Below are 17,801 nucleotides of genomic sequence, written 5' to 3'. Positions count from 1 at the left end.
TTGGAACATTAAAAAAGCATCTTCGGATGCTTTTTTATGCTTTGGATTTATTGGAGAGCTTGCTAGGGACGTAGTCGTCTTTGCAACAGAGGGCTACAAACCACAATTGCCAATAAAATCAGGGCAAAGCCAATCAAACTATAAAAATCAGGAGTTTCTCGCCAAAATAAATAACCCCAGAGGCCTGCAAAAATAATTGCGACATAATTTACAGGCCCAATTTGACCTGCAGGCGCCAGTCGATAGGCATGAGACATCACCAGTTGGCTGATATTGGCAAGTAGGCCCGCTCCAATCAGGAAGCTTAGTTCTGTCCATGTGTAAGGACGGATATGCCAAAACATGGGAATCATGGAAATCAGGGTACCAATAGAGCAGAAATAAAAGACAATGCGCTCAGGCGGTTCGGTTGCAGTAAGTGCACGTACTGTGACAAAAGCCATGGCCGCTAAAAAACTAGCACTGAGGCCAATGAAGGACAACTGATTCCATAAGCCAGCATCAGGTTTCGCCACACATAGGACGCCTAAAAGCCCAATCAACGCGGCAATCAGCATTGAGCGCGTGATTTTTTCTTTTAAAAATAGCCAAGCAATCAAAGGAATAAAAATAGGAGACGAATAAGTAAAGACCATGGCGTTTGACAGTTTTAAGTGAGCAATCGCGTAGAAAAAACCATACATCGCGACAAGCCCAACCATGGAGCGCCAAGTGTGCATCCACAGACGTTCTGTTTTAAAAAAGCCCAGTCCTCGCTGTAAAATCAGCGGTAAAAAAATAAATAAACCCACGAAGTTTCTGAAAAAAACAATGCTGGCATTATCCACTGTATGTGAAGCATAGCGAATACAAACCCCCATCAAAGAAAACAGCAGTGCTGAAATAATGAGTAGGGCTATGGCTTTAAGCACGCTAGATGAGGTGGTCTGAGTAGACATGATAAAAATACACTAGAGTATCGGTTGATATTCTAGCGTATTTAAAAAGTGCAAAGGGGGATTACTGTGTTGCCAGTTGGGCTTCTAACAGTTTAATTTGTTCTTCTTTGAGTTTCATTAATTCATCAGCATCTTTATGCTGCGCTTGCAAGGTAGTTTCTTGTTCTTTGAGTTGAGTTTGAATGTCGTCCAGTTTGGCTACTTCTTCTTTGGCTAAAGATGAATTTTCAGGCACAGGGGATGTTAAAATATCCTCTTCAACCAATTTTACTGTATTTTCTGCTGCTGCCTTTGATGCCGCATTTTGCACTTCTGGAATGGCTTTCACAGTGGGTTGAATCAATTCTGCTTGATGAGGGGGTGTTTCAGGTTCTTGTGAGGCAAAAATCCATTGATACAGCGCAAAAATCGCAATGATTGCGACCAGACCTGCTGTAATTCCCCAGAGCAATTTAGGATTGTTGTGTTGTACGGGTGACATTCGACTCGACCTTTTATTCTTTGGATTGACGCGGTTTAAATTGAATGACCCCAACTTCGTCTGGGGTAGCTGGGATCTGAGGCTCGTCTACATGGGTAGGTCGGTTCTCAGAATAACCACAGTCGATACATTCAATCCATTCATCGTCATTCGAGGTAAGCATAACGACACGATCCATTGCCTGACATTTAGGACATTTTGCACCTGCAATGAAACGGCGTTTAAGAGTCATTAGACTTACCTTCTGAACAATTTAGGCGCTTAGTTTACTCACATTTTTAGCGGTTCGTCCAACCTTGATGACGAAGTAAAGCATCTATTTTTGGCTCACGTCCACGGAAATTGATAAATGCATCAAGTGCAGTATCTTTTCCGCCAACTGCTAGAATAAATTGGCGAAATTCTTTGCCAGTGGCAGTATTAAAAATTCCTTCATTTTCGAAACGATCGAAGGCATCACTCGCCAAAACTTCCGCCCATTTATAAGAATAATAACCCGCCGCGTAGCCACCTGCGAAAATATGGCTGAAACTATGTTGAAAGCGGTTATAAGGCGTGGTTTCTAAAACAGCATACTGTGCACGGATCTCATTTAAGGTGGCTTGGATTTGATCCGCTTTTAAAGCAGGGGCTGTTTTATGAATGCTGAGGTCGAACAGGGCAAACTCAATTTGACGTAGACTTTGCATGCCAGACTGGAAGAAACGTGCATCCAGCAAGGCTTTGAGTAGATTTTCTGGTAAGGTTTCTTGGGTGTCAATATGAGCACTGAGTAAGTCTAAGCTTTCGGTGTCCCATGCCCAAAACTCCATGAATTGGCTTGGTAGTTCAACTGCATCCCATGCTACGCCGTGTGTGCCCGCAACTGCAATATTGTCGACTTCGGTTAACATATGATGTAAACCATGTCCAAATTCATGGAACAAGGTAATGACTTCATCATGAGTCAATAGTGCGGCTTGATTACCGACAGGTGGGGTAAAGTTACATACCATATAGCAAATCGGTTTTTGTAGGCCTTGCGTTGTTTGGGTGCGAGAGCGGAAACCACTCATCCATGCGCCACCACGTTTGCCCTGACGTGCATAAAGGTCAAAATAGAATCCACCAACCACAGTGCCTTGATCTTCGAGTTCAAAATAGCGTGCATCCGGATGCCACACTGGGGCTTCACGCTCCACAATTTGAATCCCATAAAGACGGTTCACAATACTAAATAAGCCCTGCAAAATTTTAGGTGCAGGGAAGTAAGGCTTGAGCGCTTCTTGAGATAAATTGAACTGTTGGACTTTCAATTTTTCCGAATAATACGTGCTGTCCCACGGTTTTAACTCTTCAAGGCCATCTTCAGCGGCAATAGCTTTTAGCTCTGCTACTTCTTTGAGCGCAGGGGCACGTGAATGTTCAGCCAAATCACGTAAGAATTGATCGACTGTGGCTACATTTGGCGCCATCTTGCTGGCCAATGAAAGCTCGGCATAATTGTTGAAACCTAACAGTGCTGCCATTTCCTGACGCAAACTTAAAATCTCTTCCATCACCGCGGTATTATCAAACTCAGCATGTTCAGACTGGTCAGATGCACGTGTAGTGTAAGCGCGATACAACTCTTCGCGTAAAGGGCGATTTTCCGCGTAGGTCATAATTGCCAAATATGACGGAAAGTCTAAAGTGGCAACGGGTTGATCAAGTTCGCGTTGTTGACCATATTGTTTTAAAAGTTCAACACTGCTTTGGGGGAGGCCTGCCAGTTCATCTTCCGTTAATGGTTTGAAGTAGGCTTGTGTTGCATCCAAAACATGGTTAGAAAAGTCCGATGACAGTTGTGATAAGCGAGCTGAGATTTCTGCATAACGTTTTTTCGCTTCACCTTCTAAAGCTACGCCCGACAGTTTAAAGTCGCGCAGTGCAAGTTTAATCGCACTTTGTTGGGCTTCTGAGAGGTGATCAAATTGTGCAGCATCATGAATGTGCTGATAGGTTTGATACAGTACGGTGTGCTGACCCAGTTCGGTATAGTACTCACTTAATGCAGGTAATAAAGACTGATAGAGCTCGCGGGTTTCAGTATTGTTCATCACGGCATTGAGGTGAGACAGTACGCCCCACGTTTCGCTCATATTGTTTTCTAGAGTATCGACTTGTTCTAAGACCGCAAGCTGTGCCTGAACCGATTCAGGGACTTCACTCAGGTCTTTTAAAAAACTTTGCCCCTGTTGAATGGCTTGTTCAATCTGTTGTTGGAGTTGTACTAAGGTGATTTGATCAAACTGTGGAACAGGCAAGGTTGCTTTTTCTAATGTCATGCGTTTAAGCCAAATTAAATGTTCAGATATCACTAGATGTAAGGGTGATGCCGTGGGAAATCAAGTTTTAATTGGTTTTGATGTTCTGCGCCGTTTGAAATTCAGTCCATGATGCATAGTGCAGGTCAATGTGTGAGGGCTGATAAAGCACTTTGGCAAAGTTACGGGTCATACATTCGGTTGTTAAGATTTCACCACTTTTATATTTTTCTTTACGGTGTCGCCATATTTCGTTTTGACGATAGTAATCCGTCCCGATTTTAAGAAAAGCATGCTGTTGTTCAAACACATGGTAGACATAGCCTAAATCGGCGGAACAGCGCAGTTCACCTTCTAGGCATTTCTCACTAAACCAAAGCCGAATTTGAAAGCTATGCGGAGTGGGGTTGTAAAATTGATAATCAATATAGTTATAAAAAATTGCAGCGCCGCTCCCAAAAGGGAGCACTCGACCATGATCTGGAAAAGGGTCAAAGGAATGCTGTGAACGTTGTACCACTTGTAACGGGCTATGCAAGACAAGCCAGTGGATGAGGTTGGCAATTTGGCAAATACCACCACCAATACCACCACGAGCCTGCCCAAAGCTGAGTTCCATTCCCTCGACATAGCCTTTTTGAGTTGTTGGTTGTCCTACCAACTGACAAAAAGAAAACGTTTGTTGTGGATGGACTAAAATCCCAGAAATACATGGACTGGCAATTTTGAGATTGATGACTTTATTGTGTTGCCAGTGTTGATCACTGTCGCCTAATTTACGAATCAGAACGGACTGATGCTTTTTGACGCGAAAAGCCAAAGGGACGTTAGAAAATGAATGTGCATAGTCTTTCCCATCTGTTTTCCACTGCCAATAGCGCATCATACGTCGGCTACGTGTAGCCATGAAATAAAGCAAGGGATGATATTGGCTGATGGGTTTGCTTAAAAATAAACGCAAAAAATTCATGTTGGTCCTATGAAAAAAGGTGCTAGAACATGAAGCCCTAGCACCTTTTACATCATTTACTCAGTTTTCGCTTTTGCGTTGGATTTTTTCTTTTTAGGTTTCGACTTTTTCTTCACTTTATCTTTAACCTTTGTTTCAGACTTTGATGAAGATTTTTTACCAGGCTTTTTGCTGTAGGAGCTAGGTTGGGATTTATCTTTTTTGCGTCGTATGGGCTGGTCTCCGCTGTTACTGGGAGAGGCGTTTGTCGACTCGCTAAAGACTTCTTCTTTACTTTCGCTTCGTGCTGTTTTGGCTTTGCCAACACGGGGTGCTCGACTTCGTATGGGCCGACCACCATGTGAGAGTTGTTGCAATAATTCAAAATCAATTTTTCGATCTTCTAAATTCACTGCTGCAACTTTGATTTTTACTTCATCGCCCAAACTAAAGCTTTGACCGCGTGCCTGCCCAATCAAGCTCTGACTTGGTTGGTCATAGACAAAGTAGTCATCGCCCAGTTGGCTGACATGGATCATGCCGTCAACATATAAATCTTTGAGCGTTACAAACAGACCAAATTCTGCTACGGCAGAAATGGTGCCGACAAACTCTTCACCCAAATGCTGCTGCATATAATGACATTTCAACCATGTGGTGACAGAACGGGACGCTTCATCTGCACGACGTTCAGTTGCGGAGAAATGTTGACCCGCATCATCCAAAGCAGCCCCTGAAAGAGGTGCAGGTTTATGTTTTAACTTGGCTTTAATGGCACGGTGTAACAACAAGTCTGGGTAACGACGAATTGGAGAAGTGAAGTGCGTATACGCTTCATAAGCCAAGCCAAAGTGACCTGCGTTATTCGCACCGTAGTAGGCTTGCATCATCGAACGTAACAGCACGGCATGGATACTAGGCGCATCAATCCGGTCTTTGGTTGCATCAATTACGGCCTGATAGTCTTTCTGAGTCGGCTGTTCTGGGAACGGTAGACCTAGTAGTTTGACAAAGTCACGTACCTTTTGAATGCGTGAGAACTCAGGTGGCTCATGAATACGGTATAGCATTGGCACGTCATGTTCGAGTGCATATTCAGCCGCGGCCACATTTGCCAATAACATACATTCTTCAATCAGCTTGTGAGCATCATTACGCGTACGCGGTAAAATTTCCTTAATCCCACCTAGCTCATCAAAGGTCATGTAGGTTTCAACGGTTTCAAATTCCATAGCATGACGTTCTGCACGTAAACCTTTGAGGACTTGATAAAGTTGGAACAGGGTGTTTAAGGATTTGCGCACATCACGGTCTTCTGGGATGGCACTGCTGTCACCTTCAAAGTATTGAGCAACGTTGGTATAGGTTAAACGTGCCTTTGAATGCATGACTGATGGATAGAACTCAAACTTGGTGACGCGACCTGCACGGGACAGGTTTAAATCACAGACCATACACAGACGGTCAACATGTGGATTGAGTGAACATAAGCCATTCGACAGGGCTTCAGGTAACATAGGTAAAACAAAGTGCGGGAAATACACCGATGTACCGCGTTCCTGGGCTTCATCATCCAACGGTTTGCCTGAACGGACATAATGGCTGACGTCCGCAATGGCTACCACGACACGATAACCTCCACCTGGACGTTTTTCTGCATAAACAGCATCGTCAAAGTCGCGTGCATCTTCACCATCAATAGTGACTAAGGCTAAATCACGTAGGTCAATACGACCTTCACGGTCTTGCGCTGATGGCTCTTTAAAACTTTCTGCTTCTTTAAGTACCTCTTCAGGAAACTCATACGGCAGACCAAACTCTAAAATGGTTTGTGGGATGATGATTTCGGTGTCTGCCTTATCCGCCATAGATTGTACAATATGACCAGTGGCGAGCTCTTCTTTGGTTGGGTAGTCATCAATTGCCACACGAACCGAATCGCCCACTTTGACTTGTGCGTGTTCGATTAACTCTTTTTCTAAGGTAATTGGTTGGTGCGCATTGGGATTTGCTGGCTGAATAAAGTATTCACCGTCATGTATCGACACTTTACCAATGATTTGCTTCACACGGTGTTGCACTACCTCGGTAATAAAGCCCCAAGCTTTACCTTTACGATCTACTGAGGTTTGGCGCACTTTAACACGATCACCATTAAAGACTTGACGAAGTTCACGCTCAGGGAGAAGAAGGTCTTCATGCCCTGTGATATTCGCCGTACCAAAGCCTTTACTATTAATGTAGACCGTTGCTTCATGTTCAGGTTGTTCTTCCGCAAGAAGGAACTTGAAACCATCTTTCATGAGTTGGCCATCACGAACCATTGCAATCAGGCGGTGGCTGAGCGCATCAATACTTTTTTGATCTGCAATTTCAAAAATCTCAACCAGATCCGCATGTGAAAGCGCCGTCTTTTTTTCTTCGATGGTTTCTAAAATGAGCGTGCGACTCGGAATAGGATTGTCATAACGTTCAGCTTCAGCTTTTGCTTCAGGATCGACCCAATTTTTCATAATGTCTTTGGCTGTATCTCAGTAGATAGGATTAGCATAAGTCATGCGAAGACAGACTGCACGCAAATGATTGCAATATTGTGTTTTATGTCGGCAATTTAGGATATTTGCTGTTTTATTCAGCACAGCGATGCGTTGAAAAGAAGAAATTGTGATGAATCAGCACTAAATTGTTTAAAAAGTATTTAATTGAACGAAAATATGCAAAAAAGGCAGCGTCTGTGCTTGCAGTGCTAGCATGAAGTTTGTATTATGGCGGCACGTTACGGTGAGATGGGTGAGTGGCTGAAACCACATCCCTGCTAAGGATGCGTACGGGTAACTGTACCGAGGGTTCGAATCCCTCTCTCACCGCCAACTTTACTTATGTCGCGCTCATAGCTCAGCTGGATAGAGCACTTGGCTACGAACTAAGGGGTCGGGAGTTCGAATCTCTCTGAGCGCACCAATAAGTAAACTGTATGTAACGTAACGCCTGAATTGGCACACAAGTAATGCGCTCATAGCTCAGCTGGATAGAGCACTTGGCTACGAACTAAGGGGTCGGGAGTTCGAATCTCTCTGAGCGCACCAACTTGAACAATCAACCGCACATGTTGCGGTTTTTTTGTGTCTGTAAAAAGTGAAATGCTTTGCTTGAGAAAGTGATTTATCAAGAAAGATTTGATATCAATAAAGCTTTAGTCTTGCATGATTGCCTATCTATTCTGCTATGGAACCTCAATTTGTTGATTTATACAGCATCTCGCACCTTTTGTGCTTAATAAGTGGGCGGTTGATCGACTTTTATGGAAATAAGACTTAACAAAAAATAGGATTCACGTATAATGCACCCCATCAAGACGTCGCGCTCATAGCTCAGCTGGATAGAGCACTTGGCTACGAACTAAGGGGTCGGGAGTTCGAATCTCTCTGAGCGCACCAACTTGATCAATATTGAAAAAACCGCTTAATTGCGGTTTTTTTGTGCCTATTGTTTTTGTTCACTTTAATATGCAAAACATAGGTTTCATTTCGCTACATTTTCTCTATTGTACGTGTGCGTATTGGTGCTTTTTATATTCATTCAGATTCTTTTTTAGAGTTAACCGCGTACTGCATGTGTACAACCAGCTCATTCAGCTGCGTGTATGAAAGTCCTAAGAAAATGCCAAATAGTGTTGTAGTATTGAGATCAATATTTTTAGTAATTTGATCTAGCCTTATGTCAGAGAACAAACCTGCATTATCGACACGTTATTTTCTCACTTTAGAAGAGTCGCAAGATGGTTTTGCTTTAGCGACCTTTGGTAAAAAGCAAATTACGCGCTTTATTACACCTCTGATTAGTATCGGGATTATTGTGTGGGGCTTTATGCTCGGCTTTACAGGTGTCGGGCGTTATTATGTGGCATTGGGTGTATTTTTCTTGGTTTTACAAATTCTCATGCGTTATTGGTTTCTTCCAATGATGTTTAAGCGTCAGTTTGTGAAATATCAGTTTGGTAAAAGTGAGCAGGGCATAGATTTATATCAAGATTATGCGGAAATTTATGCCAATGGCCGCAAGCAGGTGGTCCATTATAATGAAGTACAGAAATTTGCCATCGGCAAGTTAACTTATATGTTAGAGCTGAAAAACCGTACTGTGGTGATTGTGCCTAAGCGCGCACTCATAGAGAGTGCAGATCAAACGAAGTTTGAGAATACCTTTAAAAAATAAGCGTATTGACCGTAACACGATAAAATTATTCGCCAAGCAAGAGGAAGATCATGAGTACACGTCCATCTAAAATTGTCTGTGTCGGTCGTAGTTATGCAGACCATGCCAAAGAATTAGGCAATGCGATTCCTGATCGTCCCGTTTTATTTATCAAACCACCAAGTAGTCTGCTCAGTTTAGATGCGGGTATTTCTTGGAATCCTGCGTGGGGCAGTTGTCACTATGAATGTGAACTGGTTTTACGTATAGATCAACGTTTAACTCAAGAAGCTGACCCTCTCAAGGCTATTCAAGCGGTAGGTGCAGTGACCTTAGGCTTAGACTTAACCTTACGTGATTTGCAAGATGATTTGAAAGGCAAAGGTCAACCGTGGGAGCGTGCTAAAGCCTTTGATGGTTCGTGTGTACTGGCAGATTGGGTTGCTGTTTCCGATGTAGTACAAGATTGGAATGATGTGCACTATACCTTTCATGTTAATAATGAGCTGCGTCAAGCAGGTAATACGGCACATCTAATTTTTGATATTGGTACCTTGTTGGCTGATATTAGCCAAGTCTTCACTTTGGAAGCAGGCGATGTGGTTATGACGGGCACACCAGCAGGGGTTGCAGCATTGCAGCCGGGTGAACAGTTACAAATGACTTTGAACGGTAAATCTCAAGATTATACATGGACGACTTTTGTCAAAGCCTAATTGGTTTTAAGTGAAATATCTTAAAAAAAGATCACCACGGTGGTCTTTTTTTAGCGTTGTTGGTGGCTATGATACAGTTTTCGAAATTGATCGGGTGTATACACCATCCAGCGCTTAAACATGTTGATAAAGGCCGATGCATTGGCATAGCCCAAATCTAATGCAATACTTTCCACTTTTTTCCCTTCGGTTAGCATGCTCATGGCTTTCATGACTTTTAAGCGCTGCCGCCATTCATTCAAAGACATGCCGAGTTCTTTTTGGCTATAACGCGCAAGTGTGCGTTCAGTCATATTGTGCTGAACTGCCAGTTGTTGCAAAGCACTGTTGTCGGCAGGGTGTAAATGTAAAAAATCTAAAATACTCTTGAGCACAGGATGTTCGGAGTGTGGTAAATAACTACTCACCAATTCTGCATGGTGTAGTTGGTCAAGCAAGACATAAAGTAAGCGCAAATGCTCAGCTGAATCATCTGCCAAGTGGTACTGTTTTAAATGTTTAAAGAGCGCGGTGACTAAAGGTGAGCTCAGCATAATACCGGCTTGCTGTGGTAAGTGGCTGCATAAGCTTTCATGGATATAGAGCGTACCGTGAGAAACATCGGTACGGTTTAAACCGCTATGTGCGACATGGGGTGGTAGCCAAATTCCGTATGGCGGTGGAGTGAGATAGTCAACTTGATTAATATGGACTTCCATGACTCCATTAAATGCATAGACAAATTCACCCCATGCATGTCCATGTACGGGATAAACCGACTGAGCGGGATCATCGCGAAAATGAATCCACAATAATTTATCAATATGATCATTGGTCGGTAGTTGTTTGAGTGGCGCACTGTTTTTTTGTTGTTTGTAGGGCATGGCTGAAATTGCCTGAATAAGAAGATATCTTGTCTGTTTTAGATTATATATTTTATTTCAGACAAATTTATAGTATGGGTTCATCTTTTTTAGTGGAGCAGATCGTGAGCAGTCGTCAGGCGCTAGACGGAAAAGCCTCAGGTATTATGCTGGGGCTTTGCGTGTTATGGGGCTTACAACAAGTGGTGTTAAAACTTGCAGCCCCTGATATTTCTACAGTGATGCAAATCGCGCTTCGATCAGGTCTATCTGCATTGATGGTTTATCCCATGATTAAGCTAGCAAAGGGGGCTTCATTATGGGGGAGTGATTATTTGCCTGCAGGTATTTTGGTGGGGGTATTATTTGCAGCCGAATTTTTTTTAGTGGCACAGGCTTTACGTTTTACCTCTGCTTCGCATACCGTGGTTTTATTGTATACCGCCCCTATTTTTGTGGCATTGGGTTTACACTGGAAACTGCCGTCTGAGCGTTTGTCGGTCATACAGTGGTTAGGAATTGGATTAGCATTTTTTGGAATTGTAATCGCCTTTTTATTTCATCCTTCTGATTCTCAAGCTTTAGTGACATCGGCTTTATGGGGGGATGTATTGGCACTTTTAGCAGGGATTTTATGGGCAGCCACCACGATCGCTGTTCGGCTGACCAAATTGGCTGAAGCACCTGCGACACAAACCTTGTTTTATCAGTTGTTTATCGCATTTTTATTGCTCTTGCCGCTTTCTTTCTTTATGAGGCAGGCCACCATTCACTGGTCCGCACTGTCGATCAGTAGTTTACTGTTTCATACCGTGGTGGTGTCATTTGGTAGTTATCTGATTTGGTTTTGGCTATTAAGAAAGTATTTGGCTTCACAGTTGGGCGTATTTTCTTTTCTAACCCCGATTTTTGGGATGTGCTTTGGGGTGATGTTCTTAAAAGAACAGTTGGAGCTGAATTTCTTATTGGGTACGGGTTTTGTCTTGATGGGGGTAATGGTGGTGAGTCTACATCACAAGATTAAACAATACTTACAGGCCTTTAAAGCGGCTTTGCAGTAAAAAAATCATGTATATTTTGGACTAAGGTTAGGCTTTACCTGTGATGTATAAAAACCGTGTCTTATCTATATAGAAGAGATAAGACACGGTTTTATTAGGATTTATCATCAAAAATTTTGGAAAGTGGAATGGCGAGTTTGGCCGCCAAGTAATCATCTGACTCCACCAAGGCAGGACCAATTTTTTGCATCCAGACATCGTCAGGATGTACATTGCCTAAGTCCTGACGCTGTGGCAGTGGATAGGGAAGCCTGCTATAAAAACTCCAAAAATCAACGTGAGACAGATTGCGTACAAGAACATATTGATTGTCATCAGTACGTTTAACTAAATTCTGTGTTTCAAGCATGAGGACGTAACTTGGCCAGCGACCCAATTCATCTCGCCCCAAGATATCAAGCGCTTCATCGTCTGAAACACTTAAGCCTTGTTGCTGCTTTTTATAAAATAGTTCCAGTAAATCCATCAACATAATAACAGGATGGCGCTTTTGTTCTTTATGAGAGGTAAATGCAGTAAGTGCATAACTAATTTCAACCCCAATCAGGACGATATTCCATGATAGAAAAATCCACAGCAGGAAAATGGGAATTGCGGCAAACGCACCATAAATAATTTCATAACTGGTAAAGTTCGACATAATAAAACCGAACAAATGTTTCAGTAATTCAAAGACAATAGCACTAAATAAACCAGCAATGAGAGCCGATTTAATCGGCACACTTCGGTTTGGAATGGTCCAATTTAAAATAAAAAAACCAAGTACCGTTAAGGCGAATGAAATTAACCAAAATATAAAAGCACCATCTAACTCATAGCCTGCAAAATTATTGCTTAAGACATTTAAAGAGGCGACAGTAGAAGAAATAACAAAGGCACTACCGAGGAGAATTGGTCCTAAAGAAATAATGGTCCAGTAGCGCATAAAGCCAATAATGCCACCACGGGTTTCGCGCACTCGCCAAATTCGGTTAAAGACAGTTTCAATACTGGTCAGCATCATGACCGTTGTAACGAAGAGAAATAAGATTCCGATAATGGTCAAATTACTCGATTTATCGGTAAAAGCATTGAGAGCCTTATCAAAAGCAATGGTGGTTTTAGGTAAAAAATTACTATAAATCAATTGCTGTAATTGCTGACGTGCAGGTTCCAGTGCTTTGATGGACGAGATGATGACCAAGAAAACTGTCAGCATTGGTACGACTGCAAACAAGGTAGTGTAGGTCAGTGAACCTGCTTGTTCACGACAACGGTCGGCCTCAAAGCGCCGTACTACAAATAAGACGAACTGAAACCAAGTTTTCTTATAGAAAGGAAGTTTTTTTAAGTACTGTTCTAACATAGGCAAAGTATCTCTTTGTTTTCTTCATCTTTTCTACATTTTTCACTATAAGCTTAACCAAAAAATAGAAAAAATACCGTATAGTTTTATTTTTTCTGTCACCGAACTCTATTCATGCAAACCTATGTTTTAGTTTTATATTACAGCAAATATGGCAGTACCCGTGAAATGGCGCATTTGATTGCAAATGGAATTGAGGCGAGTGGTATAGCTGTAAAAATTCGAACTGTTCCAAATATTTCAACTGTGGTGAAAGAAGCAGAAGCCAGTATTCCTGCCGACGGTGATATTTATTGTAGCGTAGAGGATTTGGAAAACTGTGCAGGTTTGGCACTAGGCTCACCTACGCGTTTTGGCAATATGGCGTCTGAAATGAAATATTTTCTCGATCAAACCACCAGTCTTTGGCTCAATGGTGCTTTGCATGGCAAGCCTGCTTGTGTATTTACCTCATCAGGTTCGATGCATGGTGGGCAAGAAAGCACCTTGTTGACCATGCTTCCCCCGTTATTTCATCATGGCATGATGATTCTTGGTTTAAACAATGCTGTTCCAGCACTGTCGAATACAAAAACAGGCGGGACGCCTTATGGGGCGAGTCATGTCAGTGGTCCTCGGCATGACCAGAGTTTAAGCCAAGATGAAAAAGTGTTGTGCGAAGCACAAGGAAAACGTCTTGGCGAAGTTGTAAAGAAATTGCAAGCCTAGTTATTGCGACATGAAAAAGTCCATGAATGATGGGCTTTTTTATTATTCAATTGGTGTTAGGTGTTGTTCTTTAAATTTGGCACCACAGTTTAGGCATTTATAGTCGAGAAACACATTTTTATCGACAATCACACCTGCTTTTTTACCAAAGCGATGCCCTAAAAAACCACCTGTGACCCCAATACTGACTGCACCGACGAAGGTGCCAATGGTACCGCCCATAATGACTCCTAAAGGCCCAGCCGCTGCACCGATCGCTGCGCCTATAGAGGCTCCAGATGCTGCTCCCCCAACAGTACCTGCGGTTGCACCTGCAGAACTGAGCAATACGCCTCCAATTTTTGTCAGTTGTTGCTCATGATTTCTTTTTTCGATATCACTTGAGCCACACTTTGGGCAGAGAATTGTTTTTTCCATAGCTTATTTGACCTATAAGGGCTAGCTGTACTTAAAATATATAGCCTGATTATGGTGTTCATGACGCATGACAACCGTGTTACCTCAGATCTAAGATTTCTAAACATCTGAATCTAGAGTAAATACTAGCTGAATTTGAGTTGAGAATATTTATTAGACTTGTAATTTTCTGGGAATATCTACGCTGTTTCTGTAGAGTCTTACTCCATTGTTCTCGGCATTCAAGTTCATGGCTTAACTTAGTTGGCAAAGTGAATCCGATTTCGTCCCGCTTCTTTTGCACAGTAGAGGGCTTTATCTGCTCGTTTAAATACATCTTCGGCATCGGTATCTTGTTTGCCGACCTCTGCAACGCCTATGCTAACTGTAAAACATAGTATTTCCTGTTCATAACTGACTTCCATCGCTTCGATGGTTGAACAAATCCGTCGAAAGATTCGCATAGCCTCATCACCTAAGCAGGCAGGTAGAATAATGGCAAACTCTTCGCCACCAATACGGGCTAAAAAGTCTTCATCACGCAGTATGCTTCGTATTTTTTTCACCATTTTTTTGAGTACATAGTCACCCGCAGTATGCCCATAGCAATCATTTAGCTGTTTAAAGTGATCAATATCTAAAATGCCAATGCTAAACGGTACACGGGATTTGCTAAAATGCAGCATGGTTTGATGGCTTTCTTGTACAAATACTCTTCGGTTAAAAGTGCCTGTCAGTTCATCGGTAGAGGCTAAAATAGCCATCTCTTGAACTTGTAAATGTAGTTTGATGTTTAACGCTAACCATTTTGCAAGGGTTTGTAACAGGATGGCTTGCTGTAGGGTGTAATGATGTTTACGCACATCGGCCACATTGAGTGTACCAATACAAATATCATTATGAATCATTGGGGCATCCATACAGCTACCCATACCATGTTCAGAAAGCATTTGACAGTCGAGTTCATCCGACAGGCTTAAGTCATCGCAAATGATCAGTTGTGACTCAGCAAAAACTCGGCCTACAAAAGTTTGTCCAATTGGAATTTTAAAATCCATCGGAATTGCATGATTGCCCGAAATTGAGTATAGCTTGAGATAATCTTCAGTATCTTGCAGGGTGATGCTGGCCCGATCTGCATCGAAAACGTATGAAATCCAGTAGGCAATTGTATCTAATACTACCTGTAAAGAGCTGGCTTTACTTAGGTCGTGAATAAAGTCGACGGGAAGTTGAATGGAGTGAGCTCCATCAAATCCTGATAATTGATTTGGATCAAACGATCGTTCACTCGTTTCTTTCTTCTTTATCATTTGTGCGGCTTTCTCAATAAAAAAGTATTTCGTTTAATCGCTGTTTATTTTTAGTCTTAGAAAGTGGTTATGACCATTTAAATTTGATCATGCTATATAAATCATGTTTCTCCAACTTAAAAATGTAATTAAATTGATAAAAGACGATATATTTTTTACTTTAAATTAAAAGTAATCTACCGCGCAAATATGGCGCTTGTGTGTGGATGACCTGCGGGTCATGAATGTCATAAAAAAAGAGCATTTTAAAATGCTCTTTTTTTATGGAGGGTTCTGTGATTAGTCTCGTACAAACTCTACAGTGCCTTTTGCTAGTGACTTAACTCGAGCTAGAGATTCGATGCGATATCCCTTTTCAAGCAAAATATCGCGACCAGGCTGAAATGATTTTTCAATCACAATACCTACACCCACGACTTCTGCTTTGGCTTGATGAATTAGATCTATTAGACCAAGAGCAGCCTGACCATTAGCCAGAAAGTCATCAATCACAAGTACTTTGTCTAATGAGCTGATGTGTTTATTTGAAATGGCAATGGTGCTTTCTGTTTGCTTGGTAAATGAAAATACCTTTGAACGATAAAGCTCATCTTTTAAGGTTAAAGATTGGTATTTCCGCGCAAAAATAACAGATACGCCTAGTTCTAAACCTGTCATGATTGCAGGTGCAATCCCTGATGCTTCAATCGTGATGATTTTTGTGATGCCAGCATCTTTGAAACGGCGAGCAAATTCTTTGCCGATCAATTGCATCATCACTGGATCAATTTGGTGGTTTAAGAAAGCATCAACTTTCAGAACTTCATCAGATAGAACGATACCTTCGCTTAAGATTTTCTGTTCTAGTGCGTACACGGGAGAATCCTCTAAGGGCAGGTGCTTTTTCAAGCAAATGCGTATTTTAGGAAGCACCTGAAAAAATGCAAGTAAAATTCGTCAAAATGACTAATTGCTTGCACCTTTATAGCTCGTTAAGAGCAATCCATAAGATGTTTTCTTATCAACATGGCTGACTTTAACAGGAAGATAGTCTAATTTCGGAGCTAGCCAGAAAATGGTTTCACGGCCGGGCTTATCATGTTTCATGACTACTTTAATGGTCTCGAAAGTTCCATAATCTGTTTTGATAGATTCAGTACCTTGCTTCACAAATTTACGTGCTTCAACCTCTTTAGCATCGGCCAAATAGTAAGTTGATTTTAAACCACCATTTTTAATGTCTTCACGAATTTGCAATTCTGCATTGAGCTCATCTAAGACACCCGCTTTCCATGCAAATGAACGCGTTTCGTTGTCTTTCTTGGTATTGATGGTTTTTGCTGCTGGATTGAAGTTAATACTCATGGTGTTGTTATGCACCAAAATTTTACTGCTACGGCTAAAGCTATTGGACTGAATTTGTTTGCCATTTAAACTAAAGCGGCTACTTTCGGTTGCTGAGGCAATACCGCCTGCTTTGGCTGCAAAAACATAGTTCCAGTTATTACCTGACTTTGATAAAGTCCGAGTTGCAGAGCCTAAATTTTTGCCATTATAGTTAAATTGATAACTGGCTTGAAATGGACTCATGGCAAAGGTTTGGCTTGAGAACCCGACAAATAGCAAAGCGCTCATACTTGTCGCGATTGTGGCTGTTTTCAATTTTGATTTAGCCATAAGAAAAAGCTTCCTATTTAGTTGTAGGCACAAAATTTTTGCATATAACTATTATGCACATTGATTATGAAGAAAAAATTCGAAACATAAGGGGAACTGTAGTTTTATGTTTCATTTACATATTTGAAATTACGGTTTTGTCACCAAATGATCAGCTATTTTTGTCGAATGGGAGAGACTGTACTTTCATCCAAATTGGGTTCAATCAAATCATCAATCGAGGTTTGAGAGAATTTATTAAATAGTGCAGTTAAATTGACGTTACCAATCACGACCAATTCGGCTTCACGTAGCACAGCATGATTAACATGGACTTTGCCTAGCGTGTCGATGATTGAACGGTTTTTGCCTAACCAACGGTTCAAATTTAAATGTAGTAACTCATCTTTAACCTTAATCACATTCAGCTTTTCTAAAATCATACCTAAAGGATCTTGGTTCAGGATTTTTTGATAAAAAAACAGGGCACAGCGTACGCCCATTTTATGAAATACCGTTGGGTATTCAGCATCTAGCACACTGGTATCGCTGATTTGTTCGAACACAATCAATTGCGTTTTTTTATTCAACTCCATTTGCACCAATTTCAAGTCAACAGAGAGAGTCAGTTTGAGACCGTTATAATCGAGTGTGGCATATAAGCGTAACCAGTCATCATGTAAGTCTGCATGTAAGTCTTTTAACATTCTCACATTGTCGGTCACAAATCGTTGAAAGGTGGCGTTTAAAAAGACTTGAGACATTGGAAACTCGCGCTCATCCTCAATAAATCCTTCCGCCTTTTGATAAACTTGGCGTAAACGATTAGAAATACTGGAAATAAGCGTTTGCATAAGAGGCGTCCTAGCTAATCAGTGTTTTTGAGCGATCAGATCTCTGGTTGAAATGTTTGAAAAATACTGCTCATGAAGCTTGCA

At 41.6% G+C, this 17,801-nt stretch carries 17 protein-coding genes and 4 tRNA genes; 8 read left to right on the top strand and 13 right to left on the bottom strand.

Annotated features, from left to right (window positions below):
- Positions 1–62: 62 nt before the first annotated feature.
- The 6 genes from B9T36_RS07670 to rnr form a co-directional block, all read right to left on the bottom strand.
- Entirely contained in the window at positions 63–938 is an 876-nt protein-coding gene (locus tag B9T36_RS07670) for a DMT family transporter (RefSeq protein ID WP_086208938.1), read from the bottom strand.
- Between the two features lie 61 nt (positions 939–999).
- Positions 1,000–1,419, bottom strand: coding sequence for a hypothetical protein (locus B9T36_RS07665; RefSeq protein ID WP_086208937.1), 420 nt, complete (start codon positions 1,417–1,419; stop codon positions 1,000–1,002).
- Positions 1,420–1,432: 13 nt separating this feature from the next.
- Entirely contained in the window at positions 1,433–1,651 is a 219-nt protein-coding gene (locus B9T36_RS07660; RefSeq protein ID WP_086208936.1) for a YheV family putative zinc ribbon protein, read from the bottom strand.
- Positions 1,652–1,697: 46 nt separating this feature from the next.
- Positions 1,698–3,740 (bottom strand): M3 family metallopeptidase, encoded by a 2,043-nt coding sequence (locus B9T36_RS07655; RefSeq protein WP_171264443.1) that lies wholly within the window; start codon positions 3,738–3,740, stop codon positions 1,698–1,700.
- Between the two features lie 52 nt (positions 3,741–3,792).
- A complete protein-coding gene (locus B9T36_RS07650; protein WP_086208934.1) occupies positions 3,793–4,674 on the bottom strand; it encodes a VanW family protein in 882 nt (293 codons plus the stop codon).
- Positions 4,675–4,730: 56 nt separating this feature from the next.
- Positions 4,731–7,169, bottom strand: coding sequence for a ribonuclease R (rnr, locus tag B9T36_RS07645; protein ID WP_213033325.1), 2,439 nt, complete (start codon positions 7,167–7,169; stop codon positions 4,731–4,733).
- Between the two features lie 264 nt (positions 7,170–7,433).
- Here rnr and B9T36_RS07640 point away from each other — a divergent pair.
- The 6 genes from B9T36_RS07640 (at position 7,434) to B9T36_RS07615 (ending at position 9,563) form a co-directional block, all read left to right on the top strand.
- Positions 7,434–7,523 (top strand) — tRNA-Ser (locus B9T36_RS07640).
- A gap of 14 nt (positions 7,524–7,537) precedes the next feature.
- A tRNA-Arg gene (locus B9T36_RS07635) sits at positions 7,538–7,614 on the top strand.
- A gap of 48 nt (positions 7,615–7,662) precedes the next feature.
- Positions 7,663–7,739: transfer RNA gene (locus tag B9T36_RS07630), tRNA-Arg, on the top strand.
- A 274-nt stretch (positions 7,740–8,013) separates the two neighbouring features.
- Positions 8,014–8,090 (top strand) — tRNA-Arg (locus B9T36_RS07625).
- Positions 8,091–8,370: 280 nt separating this feature from the next.
- The gene (locus B9T36_RS07620; RefSeq protein ID WP_086208932.1) at positions 8,371–8,868 is read left to right on the top strand and encodes a YcxB family protein; all 498 of its coding nucleotides are present in this window, start codon (positions 8,371–8,373) and stop codon (positions 8,866–8,868) included.
- 50 nt (positions 8,869–8,918) lie between these two features.
- Positions 8,919–9,563 (top strand): fumarylacetoacetate hydrolase family protein, encoded by a 645-nt coding sequence (locus B9T36_RS07615; RefSeq protein WP_086208931.1) that lies wholly within the window; start codon positions 8,919–8,921, stop codon positions 9,561–9,563.
- Between the two features lie 50 nt (positions 9,564–9,613).
- Here B9T36_RS07615 and B9T36_RS07610 read toward each other — a convergent pair whose 3' ends face one another.
- Positions 9,614–10,426 carry an AraC family transcriptional regulator gene (locus B9T36_RS07610; protein ID WP_086208930.1) on the bottom strand — a complete coding sequence of 271 codons (813 nt, stop codon included), beginning with the start codon at positions 10,424–10,426 and terminating at the stop codon, positions 9,614–9,616.
- Positions 10,427–10,530: 104 nt separating this feature from the next.
- Here B9T36_RS07610 and B9T36_RS07605 point away from each other — a divergent pair, with 104 nt between their 5' ends.
- Entirely contained in the window at positions 10,531–11,466 is a 936-nt protein-coding gene (locus tag B9T36_RS07605) for a DMT family transporter (protein ID WP_086209185.1), read from the top strand.
- A gap of 94 nt (positions 11,467–11,560) precedes the next feature.
- Here the strand turns inward: B9T36_RS07605 and B9T36_RS07600 are convergent, their stop codons facing one another.
- A complete protein-coding gene (locus B9T36_RS07600) occupies positions 11,561–12,811 on the bottom strand; it encodes a YihY family inner membrane protein (RefSeq protein WP_086208929.1) in 1,251 nt (416 codons plus the stop codon).
- Between the two features lie 114 nt (positions 12,812–12,925).
- Here B9T36_RS07600 and wrbA point away from each other — a divergent pair, with 114 nt between their 5' ends.
- Positions 12,926–13,519 carry an NAD(P)H:quinone oxidoreductase gene (gene wrbA, locus B9T36_RS07595; RefSeq protein WP_086208928.1) on the top strand — a complete coding sequence of 198 codons (594 nt, stop codon included), beginning with the start codon at positions 12,926–12,928 and terminating at the stop codon, positions 13,517–13,519.
- Between the two features lie 42 nt (positions 13,520–13,561).
- Here the strand turns inward: wrbA and B9T36_RS07590 are convergent, their stop codons facing one another.
- The 5 genes from B9T36_RS07590 to B9T36_RS07570 all read right to left on the bottom strand — a co-directional run bounded on the left by B9T36_RS07590 (position 13,562) and on the right by B9T36_RS07570 (position 17,717).
- On the bottom strand, positions 13,562–13,936 hold the full coding sequence (locus B9T36_RS07590) for a hypothetical protein (RefSeq protein WP_086208927.1): 375 nt from the start codon (positions 13,934–13,936) through the stop codon (positions 13,562–13,564).
- A 239-nt stretch (positions 13,937–14,175) separates the two neighbouring features.
- Positions 14,176–15,228 carry a sensor domain-containing diguanylate cyclase gene (locus tag B9T36_RS07585; protein WP_086208926.1) on the bottom strand — a complete coding sequence of 351 codons (1,053 nt, stop codon included), beginning with the start codon at positions 15,226–15,228 and terminating at the stop codon, positions 14,176–14,178.
- Between the two features lie 279 nt (positions 15,229–15,507).
- Positions 15,508–16,083: a xanthine phosphoribosyltransferase gene (locus tag B9T36_RS07580; RefSeq protein ID WP_086208925.1), complete on the bottom strand. Its 576-nt coding sequence runs from the start codon at positions 16,081–16,083 to the stop codon at positions 15,508–15,510.
- Between the two features lie 90 nt (positions 16,084–16,173).
- A complete protein-coding gene (locus B9T36_RS07575; RefSeq protein ID WP_086208924.1) occupies positions 16,174–16,884 on the bottom strand; it encodes a DUF3108 domain-containing protein in 711 nt (236 codons plus the stop codon).
- A gap of 155 nt (positions 16,885–17,039) precedes the next feature.
- Positions 17,040–17,717: a hypothetical protein gene (locus B9T36_RS07570; RefSeq protein WP_086208923.1), complete on the bottom strand. Its 678-nt coding sequence runs from the start codon at positions 17,715–17,717 to the stop codon at positions 17,040–17,042.
- Between the last annotated feature and the right edge of the window lie 84 nt (positions 17,718–17,801).

The organism is Acinetobacter sp. ANC 4204 (genome assembly GCF_002135205.1).
Lineage (GTDB): Bacteria > Pseudomonadota > Gammaproteobacteria > Pseudomonadales > Moraxellaceae > Acinetobacter.
The sequence above is the reverse complement of the archived record's forward strand: the minus strand, read 5'-3'. Positions and strand labels throughout refer to the sequence as shown.

Bases quoted from the DNA above. Each gene is read 5' to 3' on its own strand.
- B9T36_RS07575 (WP_086208924.1), bottom strand. From the start codon at position 16,884: ATGGCTAAATCAAAATTGAAAACAGCCACAATCGCGACAAGTATGAGC.
- B9T36_RS07590 (WP_086208927.1), bottom strand. From the start codon at position 13,936: ATGGAAAAAACAATTCTCTGCCCAAAGTGTGGCTCAAGTGATATCGAA.
- wrbA (WP_086208928.1), top strand. From the start codon at position 12,926: ATGCAAACCTATGTTTTAGTTTTATATTACAGCAAATATGGCAGTACC.
- B9T36_RS07570 (WP_086208923.1), bottom strand. From the start codon at position 17,717: ATGCAAACGCTTATTTCCAGTATTTCTAATCGTTTACGCCAAGTTTAT.
- B9T36_RS07650 (WP_086208934.1), bottom strand. From the start codon at position 4,674: ATGAATTTTTTGCGTTTATTTTTAAGCAAACCCATCAGCCAATATCAT.
- B9T36_RS07670 (WP_086208938.1), bottom strand. From the start codon at position 938: ATGTCTACTCAGACCACCTCATCTAGCGTGCTTAAAGCCATAGCCCTA.
- B9T36_RS07615 (WP_086208931.1), top strand. From the start codon at position 8,919: ATGAGTACACGTCCATCTAAAATTGTCTGTGTCGGTCGTAGTTATGCA.
- B9T36_RS07620 (WP_086208932.1), top strand. From the start codon at position 8,371: ATGTCAGAGAACAAACCTGCATTATCGACACGTTATTTTCTCACTTTA.
- B9T36_RS07665 (WP_086208937.1), bottom strand. From the start codon at position 1,419: ATGTCACCCGTACAACACAACAATCCTAAATTGCTCTGGGGAATTACA.
- B9T36_RS07610 (WP_086208930.1), bottom strand. From the start codon at position 10,426: ATGCCCTACAAACAACAAAAAAACAGTGCGCCACTCAAACAACTACCG.
- B9T36_RS07660 (WP_086208936.1), bottom strand. From the start codon at position 1,651: ATGACTCTTAAACGCCGTTTCATTGCAGGTGCAAAATGTCCTAAATGT.
- B9T36_RS07600 (WP_086208929.1), bottom strand. From the start codon at position 12,811: ATGTTAGAACAGTACTTAAAAAAACTTCCTTTCTATAAGAAAACTTGG.
- B9T36_RS07585 (WP_086208926.1), bottom strand. From the start codon at position 15,228: ATGATAAAGAAGAAAGAAACGAGTGAACGATCGTTTGATCCAAATCAA.